Origin of the sequence: Nonomuraea basaltis (genome assembly GCF_005893125.1) — a bacterium.
Taxonomy (GTDB): domain Bacteria; phylum Actinomycetota; class Actinomycetes; order Streptosporangiales; family Streptosporangiaceae; genus Nonomuraea; species Nonomuraea basaltis.
Map to the genome: position 1 here is coordinate 1 of NZ_VCJS01000081.1, position 16128 is coordinate 16128.

Below are 16128 nucleotides of genomic sequence, written 5' to 3' on the forward strand. Positions count from 1 at the left end.
ACCAGATCACCGTCGAGGACATGGCCGCCTACTCGGGCGTCTCCCCCCGCACCCTCACCCGCCAGTTCGCCGACCAACTCGGCGTCCCACCCGCCCGCTGGCTGCTGGAACGCCGCCTGGCCGCCACCCGCGCCCTGCTGGAGGAGACCGACCTGCCCGTCGAGACCATCGCCACCCGCATCGGCCTCTCTTCGGCGGTCAACCTCCGCCGCCGCTTCAACACCGCCCTGCGCACCACCCCGGGCGCCTACCGCCGCTCCTTCCGCTGAAGGTCCCGGGCGGTTCCGCCGCGATCACGACCAGTGACCACCGGCAGCCTCTGGCCGGCGGCCGCCTCGGCTACCTCCTGCAGCAACGCCTGGGTGAAGGCCAGTGAGCGGGCCGAACAGCGAGCCGCCCGCGTTGTTGACCAACAGCGTGATCGACTCGTCGGTGCGCAGCCGCTCTTCCACGCTCGCGAGCTGCGCGGAGTCCGCAAGGTCGGCGCAGGACCTCGGCATTACGGCCGGTGGACGCGGCCACCTGCGCGGCGAGGGCGTCGAGCCGGGCCTTGTTGCGCGCGACGAGGAGCACGTCGTAGCCGCGGCGGGCGAGCCGGTCCGCGTAGACGGCGCCGAGCCCAGTGGAGGCTCCGGTGACCACAGCAGTGCCCTTGATGTCAGATATGTCTTGAGTTCTTCCTGTGAGACGGCGCGATGGTTCGCCGCACCGGTGCGACATCCCACAAAAGGGATGCTGCCTTGCGGTCCGAATACATCGAGGCCACGATCGAGCCGCCGAAGTGGAAATGCAGCAGCGCCCGGTCGGTGTCGGCGCCCTCTGGGATGCACCAGATGGCGGGAACGCCGCCTGCGTCCACCTCGGCGTAGGTGACGCCCTCCGGCTCGGTGGACGCACGTTGCAGTGAATCCACGATGTCGCGCGCGATGGCCAGGTCGAGTCCCGGCTCGGATGATCTCGCGCTCACGCTTCCCAGGAACTGGTCGAACTGCTGAGCCTGCGGGCTGACTGCCATGGTGACGTCCCTTTCGTCTGCCAAGGTTGGATTTGGATCGTCGCGAGGAAGAGCGACTATGCCTGTTGGTTCGCGAGGCCGAGGTACCTGCCCAGGTGCCGCTCCACCTCGTCGGTGCCCAGTTCGGCAGTGATCTTGCCGAATCCGGGCACCCGAGCCTGGAACCCCGGCCAGGTGAGCGAGCTCAGGAATTCCCCGTAGGCCGCTTCCAGGTCGGCGTCCGGTGGAAGGGTCGCCCTGTTGATTTGAGCTTTGGCTGCGGCCAGTGCGGTCTTGTCGAAGGAGGCGAGGCGTGCCGCCATGCCGTCGACGAAGCTGTCCAGTTCGGCGTCGGGCATCGCGCGGGTGACCCAGCCGTAGCGCTCGGCCAGATCGGCGTCGTAGTCGTCGCTGCCGAGGATGGCTTCCAGCGCGCGGTCCCGCCCGATCAGCCGAGGGAGGCGTTCGGTGCCGCCACCGCCGGGAAGGATGCCGCCGGCCACCTCGGGATGGCCGAATACCGCGTGCTCGCGGCTGGCGTAGCGCAGGTCGCAGGCCAGGGCCAGTTCGTTCCCGCCGCCCCGGGTCCGCCCGCGGATGGAGGCGATGCTGATGAACGGTGCCTTCGTGAGTCGCAGGACGAGATCGACGTTGGCCGGTACCGAGTCCGCGGCCGGCTGCGCGGCGAAACCGCCCGCTTGGGCAAGGTCGAAGTGGTTGAAGAAGTAGTCGGGTGTACCGCTGGTGAAAATGACTACCTGGACCTCCGGGTCCTCACTCATCTCCACGACGAGATCGCGCAACCTGGCGACGGTCTCCGGCAGCATCAGATTCACGGGAGGATTCGCGAACGTGATCTTCCGGATCTTGGGAGTCAGCCGTTCGAAGCTGATCGTGCTGGACTGCGTCATCACGCTCTCCTTGAGGGTTGCCGGACCAAATCAGCGGGGCTGTGCAGCCGAGCCGAAGGCCGGTCGGCCGCCTGGATCCCTGGCAAACGAGGCCGTCGCCAGGGTCATCGGTGGCAGTCGCTGCCATCGCAAGGATCTACATCCATTGACTTATGGTCATACTACAATAGGAGTGGGAGTCGGCTGAGGGCAAGGGTCGCCGACAATGAAATTTTGATCGTGATCTCATGGGTGTGCGGCGGGGCGGGTATCCGCAGCCGGCCGAGTTCGCGCTGCGCGAGGTGGAGATCCCCGCGCCCGGTCCCAGGGCAGATCCTGGTCGTCAACGAGTACCTGTCGGTCGACCCGTACATGCTGGTAAGGATGAGCGACAAGGTACATGATCGAGACCATGGACCTTCCCGTACATCCTCTCGCCGGCCAGCGTGTCGGCTAGCGAACCGGCATGAGCGCTGCCCACGACCGCACCGTGGGCGTGCTGCTGACGTCGCAGGCGTTTCGCGGTCTCGGGTACGGCGTGGCCGCCGTCCAGTTCGGCGCTCTCATGGGCAGCGATGGGTTGTCGGCCACCGAGGTCGGTCTGGTGCTGGCGGCAATTCTGGTCGGCAGCTTTCTCACCAGTCTGGTCCTGGCTCGGTGGGGCGACCGCCTCGGTCGCCGCCGGGCCTACGCGGGCCTGTACGCCGCCATGCTCCTGTGCGGCCTGGTCATCGCCACCGGCCTGCCCTGGTGGCTGCTGGCCGTGGCCGCCTTCAGCGGAGCGATGTCGGTCGAGGTCATCGAGTCCGGGCCGTTCACCACGCTGGAACAGGTCATGCTGGCCGGCACCGGCCGCCCCCAGAAGCAGATCGTGCGGGGATTCGGCCTCTACAACGCGATCGCCGCCGTCGCCGGGACGCTCGGCGCGCTCCTGGGGAGCCTGCCTGCCGACCGGGGACTGCTCGGCGGCATCCTGGCCGGCACAGCCGCCGCCGGAATGCTCCTCGCCCTCCGGCTGCCCGCCACCGTCGAAGCTCCGGCACCGGCTCCGGCACCCGGACTACCGCAATGGCGCGTACTGGCCCGCCCCCGCGGCCCGGTGGCCCGCCTGGCGGGCCTGTTCGCCACCGACAGCCTCGCCGGCGGGTTCGTCATCCAGGCCTATGTCGGCTACTGGCTCGCGGCCCGCTTCGGGGCCACCACCCACACGATCGGGATCACCTTCGCCGTGGCCGGGATCCTCCAGACCGCCTCGCTGCTGGCCGCGCCGCGGGTGGCCAACCGGATCGGGCTGCTGCCCACGATGGTCTTCACCCACCTGCCCGCCAACGTCATGCTGGCCGCAGTGCCGTTTGCTCCCTCCCTCCCGCTGGCGATCGCCCTCCTGCTCGGGCGTGCCTGCCTGTCGTCGATGGACGTGCCCGCCCGGCAGGCGTACGTGATGGCGATGGTCCCGCCCGAGGAACGCACCGCCGCCGCCGCGATCACAAATACCGCCCGCTACCTCACCAGGCCCTTGGGACCGGCGCTGGCAGGCGTGCTGCAATCGGTCAGCCTGGCCGCGCCGTTCCTGTTCGCCGGGGTCGCGAAGATCGGCTACGACCTCGCCCTGTGGCGGATCTTCCGCCACATCCGGCTGCCCACCGACCCACCGCCCCACCGGGCGCACTGAACACCCTCGATCATCCAAGGACCTCCTTCACCGAATCTTTCCGAGGAAGCCACTGCCTTCAGCTTCAGGCCGGGGAGGAATCGGACTCCTGCGCAGCATGGCAGGGACAGCCGAATCGCCGCCCAGGCGATCCGGCGTCTGACCACAACGAACGCTCAAAATTGTCGTACCTCCTCGATAGATTGCACGATCATGACTGCTTCAGCGATTCCGGGCCAGGATGCCGGGCACGCCCGGTACACCTACCGGCTTCGCGTGTCGCGCACGGCAAGCCGCGCCCTGCTGGGCGAGTGGGACCGCTGCCGCTGGATCTGGAACCAGTGCGTCGCCACATCCAAGGCCGCGTACCTGCACAACAAGACCCACCCAGAAGACAAGCAGACCTGCGGTCCGAGCCGGCTCGACAAGATGCTGACCGGCTGGCGCGGCGAGCACGCATGGCTCGCGGCGGGGGCGTCGGTGCCGCAGCAGCAGATCATCCGTGACTTCGCCAGGTCTCGCGCGAAGGCACTCAAGGACATCAAGGACCGGCTGCCCGTCCGCCAGCGGGCCGGGATGCCCCGCTTCAAAAAGAGGGATTTGGCCGACCCGAGCCTGAACTACACGCGGCGCGGCTTCCGACTCAAAGACGACCGCCTGCACCTGGCCGGGAACATCATCTTGACCGTGGTCTGGTCCCGCGACCTGCCCGCTGCCCCGTCCAGCGTGCGCGTTTTCCGGGACAGTCTCGGCCACTGGTATTGCTCGTTCGTCGTCCCCGCCCAGGCCGAGCCGCTGCCCGCCACCGGGCAGGCGATCGGTATCGACTGGGGCGTGAAAGAGATCGCCACCACCACCAGCGACGACCATGACCTGCCGCACGCCGAGTACGGCAAGCAGGCCGCGAAGAAACTGGCCCGCTACGACCGGATGATGGCCCGCCGCAAACCCGCCCAAGGACAGCCGGGCTCGAAGAGCTACCGCAAGGCGAAGCAGCTGCGCGCCAAGCAGTACAAGAAGATCGCCCGCCAGCGCCAGGACACCGGCCGCAAGTGGGCCAAGAAGGTCGTCCGCGACCATGACATGGTCGCGGTAGAGGACTTCCATCCGAAGTTCCTGGCCAAGTCCAGCATGGCGCGAAAGGCCGCCGACGCGGCCATCGGTGCGACCAAGCGCGCCCTGGTCGACATGGCCCGCAAGCACGGCCGCACCCTGCGGCTCGTCAACCCCGCGCACACCACCATGGACTGCGCACAGTGCGGAGCGAGAACCAAGCACGCACTACCTCTTTCCGAACGTACCTACACCTGCGCCGCGTGCGGAGCCGTCTCCCCGAGAGACAAGAACTCCGCCCGCGTGATGCTGGTCCGGGCTGGTCTGAACCCGGCTGGTGCTGATCGCGTAAGACCTGAGCGTCCGCAGGACGCTCAGGCAGCGTGAGCCAGGAATCCCCCCGCCTTCAGGCGGGGGGAGCAGTCAATCGGAGTGGTGGGTCTCCACGGTCCACCACGACGACGTGCCGGACTGGCAGGCGCGCATGGTGAAGGGGTGGCCGGGGCGCGTGGCCAGGGCGCGGCGGCTGGCGCGGGTGCCGCGCGACCTCGACCTGTTGCTCACCGCGTTCATGGTGGTGGGGGTCGTGCTGTTCGCGTGGATCCAGTCGCGGATCCGGCTGTCCGGCGACACGCCCACGAACGCCAACTGGCTCACCACCGCCTGCGCCGCCGTCGCCATGGCGCTGCCGCCCGCCCTGATCGTGCTGCTGCAGCGAGGCTGGCGGGACGCGCGGCACCGCCGGACCATCGGCGTGCTCTGGGACGTGTCCACGTTCTGGCCGCGCCGCTCCCACCCCCTCGCGCCGCCGTCCTACGCCGAGCGGGCGGTGCCGGAGCTGCAGCGGCGGCTATGGTGGCTGCACGACAACGGCGGGGTCCCGCTCGTGGCCGCGCACAGCCAGGGCTCGGTCCTCGCGGTCGCGGCGCTCGCCCAGCCGTGCTCGCGCCCCGCCCACGACCGGGTCACCCTGGTGACCTTCGGCTCGCCGCTGCGCACCCTGTACGCGTGGGGCTTTCCCGCGTACTTCAACGACGCCCTGTTCGAGCGGCTCGCGGACGGCCCCGGCATCAAGGTCTGCCGCTGGCGGAACTTCCACTACCGCACCGACTTCATCGGGGGCCCGGTGCGGGACCGCGTCGACGTGCCGCTGCCCGACCCGCCGGCCAGCCGGTTCCTGTACGGGCAGCCGCTGCCGAGGGTGGGCGGCCACACCGGCTTCTGGGAGGACGAGAACATGCGCGAGCAGATCGCCCGCCTGGCGAAGGCGGCGGGGACTGACGCCGTCACCAGGGGGTAGGCGCAGGGCAAGACCGGCCCTCACCCGATGCGGAGGCCGTGTCCGGCGGTGACCGATGGCGGCCTTCCCCGGCACCCGGATAAGCTCCACCATGACCATCGTCACCGCAGACCTCTACGACGAGCACGGCGACCAGTTCGACTCCTGCGACCTGCAACTACGCCAGTACGGCGGCCGCCGCGCCTTCGCCGGCACGATCGCGACCGTCCGCTGCCACGAGGACAACGCCCTGCTCAGGTCGGTCCTCGCGGAGCCGGGAGACGGGCGCGTCCTGGTGGTGGACGGCGGCGGCTCGCTGCACACCGCCCTCATGGGCGACCTCATCGCCGGCATGGCCGCCGCCAACGGCTGGTCCGGCGTGGTCATCAACGGCGCGGTACGCGACGTCGCCGCTCTACGCGAGCTGGACCTGGGCGTCAAGGCCCTCGGCTCGAACCCCCGCAAGAGCGGCAAGGAGGGCACCGGCGAGCGCGACGTGCCGGTCGCCTTCGGCGGCGCCACCTTCCACCCCGGCGCCGAGTTGTTCGGCGACGACGACGGCATCCTCGTCACCCGCGCCTGAGCCGCCCGGCCCCGCCGCAGCGGCGTCGGGGCCGGTCCCCGCCGCCATGCCCGGCGATCCCAGATCGTGGTGGTCTGCAAAGAAAGGCGCCGTACGCGCCCGCCTGTGATCGAGGGTCATCGGCCCTTCCGACCCGGAGAGGACTCCCACCCCCCATGGCCCTTGCCAGCGTCTTCCTGCCCATCGCCCTGGCGATCATCATGCTCGGGCTCGGCCTGAGCCTGACGATCGCCGACTTCCGCCGTGTGGTCGCCTACCCCAAAGCCACCGTCGTGGCGCTGACCTGCCAGATTCTCATCCTGCCCGCCGTCTGCCTCGGCCTCGTGCTCGCCTTCGGCCTGCCGCCCGCCCTCGCCGTCGGCATGATGCTGCTGGCCGCATCGCCGGGCGGCACCACGGCGAACCTCTACAGCCACCTGTTCGGCGGTGACGTCGCGCTGAACGTGACGCTCACCGCGATCAACTCGGTGCTGGCCGTCTTCACGCTGCCCCTGGTCGTCAACCTGTCGCTGGGCTACTTCGGCAACGCGGGCACGCTGGGCCTGCAGTTCGACAAGACGCTGCAGGTGGTCGCGATCGTGCTGGTCCCCGTGGCGGTCGGCATGCTGGTACGCGCGTTCGCCCCGCGCTTCGCCGAGCGCATGACCACGCCCGTGAAGATCGCCTCCGCGGTCATCCTGCTCCTGGTCATCCTCGGGGCGCTGCTGCAGGAGCTGGACAACCTCGGCGGCTACATCAGCTCCGTGGGCCTGATCACGGCCCTGTTCAGCGTGATCAGCCTGGCCATCGGCTACTGGGCTCCCCGCCTGGCGGGAGTGGGCCGCCACCAGGCCGTCGCCTCGTGCATGGAGATCGGCATCCACAACGCGACCCTCGCGATCGCGGTCGCGCTCAGCCCGGCGCTGCTCAACAGCGCCCAGATGGCGATCCCCGCGGCGACGTACGGCATCGTGATGTTCTTCACCGCGGCCGCGGCCGGGTTCCTGGTCAAATCCCGCACGGCGGAGCCGGCCCCCGAGGCGACCACCGCCTGATCGGGTGGGCGGCCGGAGAGGTCACAGCGGCGGGGGCCCGTGTCCGCCGCTCTCCGGTTCAGATCATCGAGATGCACGAGATGGGTTGTCACTCGCAATCGAGGAGGCGCGCGCCGAAGGCCCGGCAGGCAGTTCGGAAGTCGCACGGTTCATGGATGGTGAAGTCGGCGTTCAGGAAGGCGAGGCTCAGGAGTAGCCATTCCCAGGTGTCCATCAGGACGACCTTGGTCCGGCGGTCGTCCAGTGCCGCGAGTTCGGCCTCTTGATGCTTGAGGGCGTCGGCGACTGCCAGGAGGGGCGCCTCCACGGTGAGAACGACGCGGTTGCGGTGCTTGTTGAGTCCTTGCCGGAGATAGTCCACGGCGGTGTCGGCGGGCAACGGCCTCGGCGTGTAGGTGCTGGTCGACGTCTGGAGACGGGTGATGCGGTCTATGCGGAAGAGGCGCCACTCGTCTTTGCGGGTGTCCCAGGCGAGGAGGTACCACCGCTGGTGGTGGTGGATCTGGCGGTGGGGTTCGACGCGGCGGGAGGAGGATGGGCCGTCCTTGCCGCTGTAGTCGAAGGTGACGATCAGGCGGCGCTCTATGGAGTCGGCCAGGGTCGAGAGGTCGTCGGTGCTGGTGCTCGGGCCGAGCGACGTGCTGGTTTCCAGGCTCGCGCGGAGCTGGGTGGCGCGGTGCCGGAGGCGTTTCGGCAGGTACTGGTCGACCTTGCCGTAGGCGCGGGTCGCAGCCTCGTCCACGCTGCCCTCGGTGGCGCTGCCCGTGGCGGCGAGGGTGGCCAGCCCGAGGAGAGTCGCGATCGCCTCGTCGTCGTCGAGCACAAGCGGTGGCAGGGCGTTGCCCGCGGTAAGCCGGTAGTGGCCGCCGGGGCCGGGCTGAGTCTGGACCGGGTAGCCGTAGCCGCGGAGGCGATCGATGTCGCGGCGCAGGGTCCGGGGACTGACGTCGAGCCGTGCGGCGAGCTCGTCGCCGCTGAACGCCCGTCCGGACTGAAGAGTGGCGAGCAGAGCGAGGATGCGTTGGGTGACGTCCGCCATGCATCCAGTCTCGCCAATGTCGCGGCCACTTTCTGTCCACATCTCTTCATAGCCTCACCGACATGCAGAGGCGAACGATCCGCATCCGGGGTGCCCGGACCAACAACCTGAAGTCCGTCGACGTGGACATCCCTCGCGGCCGGTTGGTCGTGTTCGCGGGCGTGTCAGGGTCGGGGAAGTCATCGCTCGTGTTCGACACGATCGCGGCAGAGGCCGGGCACCAACTGAACGAGACCTTCCCGCCATTCGCCCGTAATCGACTGCCGAAGTGGACGCGCCCCGAGGCGGACGAGATCAAGGGACTGTCGCCGGTGGTGGTGATCGACCAGCGCAGAATCGGCGGGAACGCCCGGTCCACAGTCGGCACCATCACCGACACCTGGACCTATCTGCGGCTGCTGTTCTCTCGCATCAGCTCACCGCATGTGGGCGAGTCGAACCGCTTCTCGTTCAATGACCCGGCCGGCATGTGCCCCACCTGCGCCGGGCTGGGCGAGGTCGTAATGAGCGCCGTCGACCGGTTCCTGGACCTGGACAAGTCGCTGGCCCAGGGGGCAATCCTGCTTCCCGGGTTCGGCAACGGCGGCTACTGGTACTCCCGATATGCCGACATCGGCAGCTTCGATGCGGACACCCCGCTCCGGGACTGGACCGAGGGGGAACGCGAAGCCTTGCTCTACGGCGGCGAGCACGCTGCATGCCTGGGCACCAGGCCTCCTGCGGATTACGAAGGCATCGTGGAGCGCTTCGAACGGATCTACCTGCACACCTCCGACGACCTCTCCGATCGCAAGCAAGAGACGATCGCCCGGTTCACCCGCTCAGAGATCTGCCATGACTGCCGCGGCGACCGGCTCAATGAGGCCGGCCGCACCGCCACCGTCCTCGGATACACCATCGGGGACATGGCCCGCATGGAGATCACCGAGCTCGCCGACCTCGTGGAGCGGGTAGCCGACCCGGCTGTCGCGCCTGTCGCGGCCGCCCTCAGGGACCGGCTCGGAGCCATGGTCACGATGGGGCTTGGTTACCTCCACCTCGGCCGCGCCACCACCAGCCTGTCCGGCGGGGAGTCGCAGCGCATCAAGACCGTCAAGCACCTCGGCAGCAGCCTCATCGAGATGCTCTACGTCTTCGACGAACCCACCGTGGGCCTCCACCCGCACGACATCAAGTCGATGATCACCCTGCTGCGGCAGCTCCGCGACCAGGGCAACACCGTCCTGGTCGTCGAGCACGACCTCGCAGTCATGGCCATCGCCGACCAAATAGTCGAGATCGGACCCGACGCCGGCGCAGACGGCGGAGAACTGGTCTTCCAAGGCACCTTCGACGAGCTCCGGACAGCCCGCACCGCGACCTCCACAGCCCTCGCCACGCAGACGCCGATCACCGCTGACCCGCGAGCAGCCACCGGTGCGATCACGGTGGCCGGCGCCACCCGCAACAACCTCAAGAACGTGACCGTCACCATCCCCACCGAGGTCCTGACGGTCCTCACCGGCGTCGCGGGGTCAGGCAAGTCCAGCCTCGCGACCGAGCTGGTCACCCAGCAGGGCGCGGTCGTGATCGACCAGAAGCGGGTCAGCACCAACCGTCGCTCCACCCCCATCACCTACACGGGCATCGCCACCCCGATCCGCAAGCTGTTCGCCAAGCACAGCGGCATGCCCGCCGGCTTTTTCAGTGCCAATTCCGAAGGCGCCTGCCCCGACTGCAATGGTTCGGGCGTCATCTACACAGACCTAGCGTTCATGGACGGCCAGGAGACCGTGTGCGAGACGTGCCAGGGCCGACGGTTCACCAGCGACGTGCTCCGCCACCGAGTCAACGGTCTGTCCATCGCTGACGTCGACGACCTGACGATCACCAACGCCATCCAGCAGATGCCCGACCGCACGATCCGCAAGGCGCTGCAACACCTCGACCAGGTCGGACTCGGCTATCTGCGCCTCGGCCAGCCGTTGACGACGCTGTCCGGTGGTGAATGCCAGCGAGTCAAGATCGCCAAGGAGCTGCGCGACACCCTGGAGCCGACCCTCTACGTCCTCGATGAACCCACCACAGGTCTGCATCCGCGCGACATCGCCACCCTGCTCCAGATCCTCGACCAGCTCGTCGACCAAGGTCACACCGTCGTCGTCATCGAGCACAACGTCGACGTCATCCGGCACGCAGACTGGATCATCGACCTCGGCCCCGGCCCCGGCAAGCACGGCGGCCAGATCCTCTACCAAGGGCCGGTCGCCCGGATGAGCGGCACTGTCACCGCCGACGCCCTACAGGCGGGGGTAAGCACAACGGCGCCGCTTTCAAGCTGCCGCCCCAGCTGAGCGCCGCCGCGTCCGGCTCGGCTTCTGCACGCCGGAGCGGACGGAGAGAACCGGCTCGCAGGCCTCTCCGCCCGCGTCCCGGAGTTACCGGCGCGCGGGCGGAGGACCGGTGGTTCAGCCCTTGGGCCTTTCGCTGAAGGGGGCGAGCGTGATCTTGTCGATCACCGGGGCGTACTGCGAGCGAAGCAGCACTCCCGGGAAGGTCTCCGAGGCGTAGGTCCTGCCGTCGAAGTTCGGCAGCTCCTCGGCGGAGAACGTCACCGTGTTCTCTCCCTTCGTCAGCTTCACCGGGACGGTGACCTCCCAGAAGTTGTTCTCGTGGAAGGTGTGGGGGAACAGGACGCGCTGCGCGGCGGCACCGTTCACCGAGATGTCGGCGTGCCTGGCGAGCGGGTCCGGGTTGTAGTGCGTGGCGGGCGACTGCTCCGGGTTGGAGTAGCGGACGCGCATGGCGTACGTGCCGCCTTCGTCTGCCTGGACATTGAAGGTGAGCGTGTTGGCGTTCCCCGGCGTGCCGCCGACCCCGGTGACCGCGGACTTTCCGCTGGCCAGGGAGAGCGACGACGCCTTGGCCGTGCCGGCGAGCCGGGCGGCCTCCGCCTCGTAGGCGGTGCCCTGCGGCGCGTCGGCGGCCGGGCGGACCTCCAGCCGGTCGATGAGCGCCGTGCCGGACGTGCCGGTGACCGTGACCTTGTTGATCCCGCCGGACAGCGACACCGTCCTGGTGGAGCCGTCGCGCCGGGCGTCCTCCATCACCTCGATGCCGTTGACGGAGATCTTCGCCTGGCCGGAGCCGAGCAGCTTGAGGTCGAGGGTGGCCGCGGCGTCCCTGGCGGCGTAGACCCAGAAGGTCACCGACTTCCCGCGGTCGGCCGCCACGACACCCGAGCCGCCGATGCCGGCGCCCTTGACGTCGTACGACGCGCCGGCCCCGCTCAGGTCGGCCAGCTCGGCCTCGTAGATGGAGGTCGCCGCCGCCGGGTTGGCCAGCGACAGCCGGATCCGGTCCACGATCGCGTCGCCCTTGGTGACCCTGGCGCCGTCGAGGCTCCGCGCGGCCAGGGAGATCACGTGCTTGCCCGCCGTGAGCTCCACGGTGGTGTCGGCGTGGTCCCACACCACCCACTTGTAGCCGAGCGGCAGGAACAGCTCCTGCTCGGCGCCGCCGTCCACGCGGACGAAAACGTTGGTGGGACCCTGCTCGCGCACCCGGTCGAAGGTGTTGAGCGAGTTGGCGAAGACGCCGAGATCGTAGCGGCCGTCCTGCGGGACCTCGACGGTGAAGTCGAGCACGCCGTCGGAGCCGGTACGCAGCCCGCCGACGTTGTAGCCGCCGGAGGTGTAGAACTTCGACACGTTCGAGGGGGAGCCCTCGGGGCCGTTGCGGCTGTAGCCGCTGCCGGTGTACTTGGCGTTCTCTGCCTCGTACGACTGCTCCCACAGCTTGGGCGCGGGCGCCGTCGCGGTGCCGGTGCCCTCGGGGCTGAGCACGATCTCGTACGCCGACGACTCCTTCAGCCGCGGCAGGTCGCCGCTGCCGAAGTCGAACGCCACGGTGCCGTCCTCGACCTTGACGTCGCGCTCGGCGATGATCTCCGCCTGCGCCGAGTCGCCGATCTGCCCCGTCCACGGGATCTCGCGGATCCAGGCGTGGACGGTGCCGCCGAAGACGCCGGCGGGGACGTTCTCGAAGCGGATGTGCCCGGCGCTGCTCGCGCCACCAAAGATCGCCCGGGACTGCTTCTTGGCCGTGTCGAGCGTCGCGACACCCTGCAGGGTGTAGTTCTGCCCCGGGAACGGCGGCGTGACCTGCACGGTGTGCCCGCTCATGCCGCCGTAGGCGTTGAGCAGCCACCACTGGCCGTTGCCCCGGTTGGCCTGCACGGCCGAGTCGGACAGGTTGCCGTCGATGTTCCAGTACGCGATGTCGGCGTCCACCTTCGATTCCTCGATGGCCGACACCCACTGGATCATCTGCCCGGGCACCGAGGTGTGGTAGTTGAAGGCGTACTCGTTGACGTTGATCGGCAGCTTCTTCCCGGCGTACTCGGTGCCGGCGAAGACCTCGGCCTCCCATCCGCGGTAGCGCTTGACGCTGGTGCGGACCTGCTCGGGGTGGCTGAGCTCGTGCCAGGTCATCACCTCGGGCACGGTGTCCGCCTTGACGGCGTGCTGCAGGAAGCCCTTCACCTGGGTGTACAGCACGCTGGTGTTGGGGCCGGCGATCCGCGCCTGCGGCATCTTGCCCTTGATGAGCGCATAGACCTCGTCCCACGCCTTGAAGTAGTCCGTCGGGTCGTTGAGCCAGCTCTTGCGGTTGTAGCTCCACTCGCCGGTGCCGAACATGTTGCCCTCGGGCTCATTGAACGGCACGAAGACGATGTTGTCCTGATATTTCTCGTCAAGCTGCCGGAGCTCGAGGACCTGGTCCACCTGCTTGGCGATCTTCTCCTTGAACAGGTCGAGCTTCTCCTGCGGCGTGCTGCCCGGCCACTGGTACGGGAAGCCGCGGTGGATGTCGGTCATGTAGATGTACACGTCGCCGCCGGTGCTGTCGGCGAGCGGCTTGACCACTTCGAGCGCGTCGGCGCCCGGGTGCTGCGGGCCGTCCTGGGCCTTGGTCGAGACCGTGCGCAGGCGCATGCCCTCGATCAGGTTGTTCGTCGGGACCCCGGGCCCATACAGGCCGTAAAGCGTGCCGGACGCGCCGCCGTGGAAGGGGCCGGTGTCCTTGGCGAGGTCGATGACGAGCTGACCCTCGCGGATCACCGTGACGTTGGCGGTGACGGGCCGGCCGCCGGCCGTGCCCTTCACGGTGAAGGTCCCGGCCTTGGCGTAGTCCTCGGGGTTCGCCTGCGGCCAGGTGATGGGCAGGTCGCGGTCGTAGCCGTCGGAGAAGGTGGCGCGGACCGCGGCCGGCAGGGACGGCGCGGTGCCGATGAACGTCCGCACCGCGAAGGTGTCCTGGGCCAGGCCCGTCGGGGTGGGGACCTGGCCGCCGACGAGGGCGGCGACCTGCTCGGCCGTCAGCGCGGCGCCGTAGACGCGGAAGTCGTCGATCGCGCCGTCGAACAGCGGATCCGGGTAGAACGAGCGCCCGATGAAACCGGCGGACGTCGTGGCGGCGTCGATCAGCTGCGCGGCGGTCACGTTCGTGGCGGCGGAGGCGACCGCGGCGCCGTCGAGATAGGTGGTAACGCGCTTGGCGGCCGTGTCGAGGGTGACGGTCAGCGTCTTCCAGGCGTTGGCCGGCAGCGGGGCCGACCCCGTGACCTGGGCCTCGCCGCCCGCGGACGAGGAGGTGACCGCCGTGCGCAGGCGGCCGTCGCCGTTGTACGGCGTGGTGAACAGGTAGCGGCTGGTGTCCTTGCCCAGCGCGTAGATCCACTGCCAGGGGGCGGTGGTGCCGTCCCACTTCACCCGGGCCGACACCGTCAGGTCGGTCTTGCCCTGGAGCACGGCCAGGGGCAGCCGTACGTAGGCGCCGTCGGAGGTCGATGCGCCTCCGGGCAGGCTCAGCGCCTGGCCTCCGTCCGCGCCGGCCACCAGAGCCGCCGTGGAGCCGTTGACCAGCGTGCCGTGCAGGCCGTTCCCGGAGGAGTCTGTGACGGAGCCGGTGGTGATGTCGTCGGCGTCGAACTCGTAGGCGAGCGCGGGCGCGGGCGGCTCGGCGGCCGCGGCGGCGGGGACGCCCGTGGTTAACGCGATGGTGAGGACGGCCGGGAGGAGCCCGGCTCGCATGGCCTTGGTGATGCTCGTCAATGTCATCACGACATCCCTAAATGATCATGTTGCTGGGGGTGCCTGAAGAGGGAGTGCCGGTCCCGCTTCACCAGTAATGTGAGCGCTAACAAATCTCAGGGAGTCGAGTCGCAACGCAACGAGGGTTTCGCGTAGGTTACGTAGCCGCGCCTCGCCCGTCAATGCATCGCTTCGTGACGTTTCCTGCGTGTCACGATTCGATATCGGCCGCAACCTATGCCCTTGACCTGTGCCGCCCGCTGAGCAACAGTCGAGCAACATCGTTGAACCGGTTCGCTGACTTCGGTGATCACAGGCAGACCTCGCCCACGACCGTGCCGAGTCGCAGCGTGGGTCAGGCCTGTGAATCCCCAGGATGCGGCGTCACTCGCCCGGCGATCCGGCCATCGATGTGAGGGAGTCCGCAACGTAACTGTCGAACCGGTTCGATTACAGGAGGTGAGAGTGGCAACGATCGGAGACGTGGCCCGGGAGGCCGGGGTGAGTCGCAGCACGGCGTCGTACGCGCTGTCGGGCAAGCGGCCCATCTCGGAGGAGGTCCGCCGGCGCGTGCTGGCGGCGGCCGAGGCGCTCGCCTACACGCCGAACGCGGGCGCCAGGGCGCTGGCCACCTCCCAGACCAAGGTCCTCGGTCTGCTCGCCCAGTTCCACGAAGACGAGTTCGCGCCCGCGATGATGCAGTACATCCTGGGCGTCACCGACACCGCCCGCGACCTGGGCTACGACACGCTGCTGGTGACCGAGGCGGACGGCACCCGGGCGCTGCGGCGGATCACCGATTCGCGGATGGTGGACGGCGTCGTCCTGATGAACATCGCGGAGGCCGACTCGAGGCTGCCCATCCTGCGCGCGGCGCCGCAGCCGGGCGCCCTGGTCGGCCTGCCGGGCGACTGCACGGGGCTCGACGTGTTCGACCTCGACTTCGAGGAGGCGGGCCGGGTCATGGTGGACCACCTCCACCGGCTCGGTCACCGCGAGCTCATCCTGATCTCGCAGCCGGAACACGTGGTGGAGCGGGGCGGCGCGTACGTGTGGCGCCTGCGCGACGCCGCGCTCGAACGCGCCCGGCAGCTCGGCGTCACCCTGCACGCGGTGTACGGCGAGTCCCGGCAGCCTGCCGTGGGACGCCTGCTCAACGCCCTGCTGGACGCGCATCCCGCGGCGACCGGCCTGCTGATCAACAACGAGGCTGCCGCCGCGGCGCTGCCCTCCGTCAGCTACGCGCGTGGGTTACGGGTGCCCGAGGACCTGTCGGTCATCGGACGCTACTCCGCCGAGTTCGCCGCGGCCTTCTCCCTGCCCTATTCGTTCATCGAGAGCGCACCCGACCGCCTCGGCGGCATGGCGGTACGTCAGCTCGTCCGCCGCGTGGAATCGGCGGCGGCCCGGGCCGAGCCCTTCGTCGTGCGCTTCATCTCCCCCGAGCTGGTGTCCCGGGAAAGCACCGCACCCCCCAGACCCCCTCACGCCCGTTAAGACGCGGGCACCGGCCCCCACTACCGTTCTGCCT

The 16128-nt window shown here is 69.1% G+C and carries 13 protein-coding genes; 8 read left to right on the forward strand and 5 right to left on the reverse strand.

The window, feature by feature from the left end; genetic code table 11:
• Nucleotides 1-269, forward strand: a 269-nt coding sequence (locus EJK15_RS32745; protein ID WP_138714352.1) for a helix-turn-helix domain-containing protein, incomplete at its 5' end; no start/stop codon positions are given.
• Nucleotides 270-339: 70 nt separating this feature from the next.
• On the opposite strand, the gene EJK15_RS32750 is transcribed toward EJK15_RS32745, so the two are convergent.
• The 3 genes from EJK15_RS32750 to EJK15_RS32760 are packed head-to-tail and all read right to left on the reverse strand — an operon-like array spanning nt 340 to nt 1905.
• Nucleotides 340-720: an SDR family NAD(P)-dependent oxidoreductase gene (locus tag EJK15_RS32750; protein WP_240777370.1), complete on the reverse strand. Its 381-nt coding sequence runs from the start codon at nt 718-720 to the stop codon at nt 340-342.
• Nucleotides 659-1015 (reverse strand): hypothetical protein, encoded by a 357-nt coding sequence (locus EJK15_RS32755; protein ID WP_206061232.1) that lies wholly within the window; start codon nt 1013-1015, stop codon nt 659-661. Before EJK15_RS32755 ends, EJK15_RS32750 begins: the two co-directional genes overlap by 62 nt.
• Before the next feature lie 56 nt (nt 1016-1071).
• Nucleotides 1072-1905 (reverse strand): enoyl-CoA hydratase/isomerase family protein, encoded by an 834-nt coding sequence (locus tag EJK15_RS32760; RefSeq protein ID WP_138714353.1) that lies wholly within the window; start codon nt 1903-1905, stop codon nt 1072-1074.
• A 445-nt stretch (nt 1906-2350) separates the two neighbouring features.
• Here EJK15_RS32760 and EJK15_RS32765 point away from each other — a divergent pair, with 445 nt between their 5' ends.
• From EJK15_RS32765 to EJK15_RS32785, 5 genes are all read left to right on the forward strand, one after another.
• Nucleotides 2351-3556 (forward strand): MFS transporter, encoded by a 1206-nt coding sequence (locus EJK15_RS32765; RefSeq protein WP_138714354.1) that lies wholly within the window; start codon nt 2351-2353, stop codon nt 3554-3556.
• Between the two features lie 192 nt (nt 3557-3748).
• On the forward strand, nt 3749-4975 hold the full coding sequence (locus EJK15_RS32770) for an RNA-guided endonuclease InsQ/TnpB family protein (RefSeq protein WP_138714355.1): 1227 nt from the start codon (nt 3749-3751) through the stop codon (nt 4973-4975).
• 76 nt (nt 4976-5051) lie between these two features.
• A complete protein-coding gene (locus EJK15_RS32775; protein ID WP_138714356.1) occupies nt 5052-5888 on the forward strand; it encodes a hypothetical protein in 837 nt (278 codons plus the stop codon).
• Nucleotides 5889-5979: 91 nt separating this feature from the next.
• Nucleotides 5980-6450: a ribonuclease E activity regulator RraA gene (gene rraA / locus EJK15_RS32780; protein WP_138714357.1), complete on the forward strand. Its 471-nt coding sequence runs from the start codon at nt 5980-5982 to the stop codon at nt 6448-6450.
• Nucleotides 6451-6605: 155 nt separating this feature from the next.
• Nucleotides 6606-7484, forward strand: a complete 879-nt coding sequence (locus tag EJK15_RS32785; protein WP_138714358.1) for a bile acid:sodium symporter family protein — start codon at nt 6606-6608, stop codon at nt 7482-7484.
• Between the two features lie 88 nt (nt 7485-7572).
• Here EJK15_RS32785 and EJK15_RS32790 read toward each other — a convergent pair whose 3' ends face one another.
• Nucleotides 7573-8523 carry a helix-turn-helix transcriptional regulator gene (locus EJK15_RS32790; protein ID WP_138714359.1) on the reverse strand — a complete coding sequence of 317 codons (951 nt, stop codon included), beginning with the start codon at nt 8521-8523 and terminating at the stop codon, nt 7573-7575.
• A 62-nt stretch (nt 8524-8585) separates the two neighbouring features.
• Here EJK15_RS32790 and EJK15_RS32795 point away from each other — a divergent pair, with 62 nt between their 5' ends.
• The gene (locus tag EJK15_RS32795; protein WP_138714360.1) at nt 8586-10856 is read left to right on the forward strand and encodes an ATP-binding cassette domain-containing protein; all 2271 of its coding nucleotides are present in this window, start codon (nt 8586-8588) and stop codon (nt 10854-10856) included.
• A gap of 114 nt (nt 10857-10970) precedes the next feature.
• Here the strand turns inward: EJK15_RS32795 and EJK15_RS32800 are convergent, their stop codons facing one another.
• Nucleotides 10971-14624 carry a LamG-like jellyroll fold domain-containing protein gene (locus EJK15_RS32800; protein ID WP_206061233.1) on the reverse strand — a complete coding sequence of 1218 codons (3654 nt, stop codon included), beginning with the start codon at nt 14622-14624 and terminating at the stop codon, nt 10971-10973.
• Between the two features lie 438 nt (nt 14625-15062).
• Here EJK15_RS32800 and EJK15_RS32805 point away from each other — a divergent pair, with 438 nt between their 5' ends.
• Nucleotides 15063-16094: a LacI family DNA-binding transcriptional regulator gene (locus tag EJK15_RS32805; RefSeq protein WP_138714361.1), complete on the forward strand. Its 1032-nt coding sequence runs from the start codon at nt 15063-15065 to the stop codon at nt 16092-16094.
• Nucleotides 16095-16128 lie beyond the last annotated feature (34 nt).

What these genes read in the sequence shown, in the direction of transcription:
- EJK15_RS32755 (WP_206061232.1), bottom strand. Translation starts at nt 1,015, where the DNA reads ATGGCAGTCAGCCCGCAGGCTCAGCAGTTCGACCAGTTCCTGGGAAGC.
- EJK15_RS32765 (WP_138714354.1), top strand. Translation starts at nt 2,351, where the DNA reads ATGAGCGCTGCCCACGACCGCACCGTGGGCGTGCTGCTGACGTCGCAG.
- EJK15_RS32750 (WP_240777370.1), bottom strand. Translation starts at nt 720, where the DNA reads ATGTCGCACCGGTGCGGCGAACCATCGCGCCGTCTCACAGGAAGAACT.
- EJK15_RS32785 (WP_138714358.1), top strand. Translation starts at nt 6,606, where the DNA reads ATGGCCCTTGCCAGCGTCTTCCTGCCCATCGCCCTGGCGATCATCATG.
- EJK15_RS32760 (WP_138714353.1), bottom strand. Translation starts at nt 1,905, where the DNA reads ATGACGCAGTCCAGCACGATCAGCTTCGAACGGCTGACTCCCAAGATC.
- EJK15_RS32795 (WP_138714360.1), top strand. Translation starts at nt 8,586, where the DNA reads ATGCAGAGGCGAACGATCCGCATCCGGGGTGCCCGGACCAACAACCTG.
- EJK15_RS32790 (WP_138714359.1), bottom strand. Translation starts at nt 8,523, where the DNA reads ATGGCGGACGTCACCCAACGCATCCTCGCTCTGCTCGCCACTCTTCAG.
- rraA (WP_138714357.1), top strand. Translation starts at nt 5,980, where the DNA reads ATGACCATCGTCACCGCAGACCTCTACGACGAGCACGGCGACCAGTTC.
- EJK15_RS32800 (WP_206061233.1), bottom strand. Translation starts at nt 14,624, where the DNA reads ATGACATTGACGAGCATCACCAAGGCCATGCGAGCCGGGCTCCTCCCG.
- EJK15_RS32770 (WP_138714355.1), top strand. Translation starts at nt 3,749, where the DNA reads ATGACTGCTTCAGCGATTCCGGGCCAGGATGCCGGGCACGCCCGGTAC.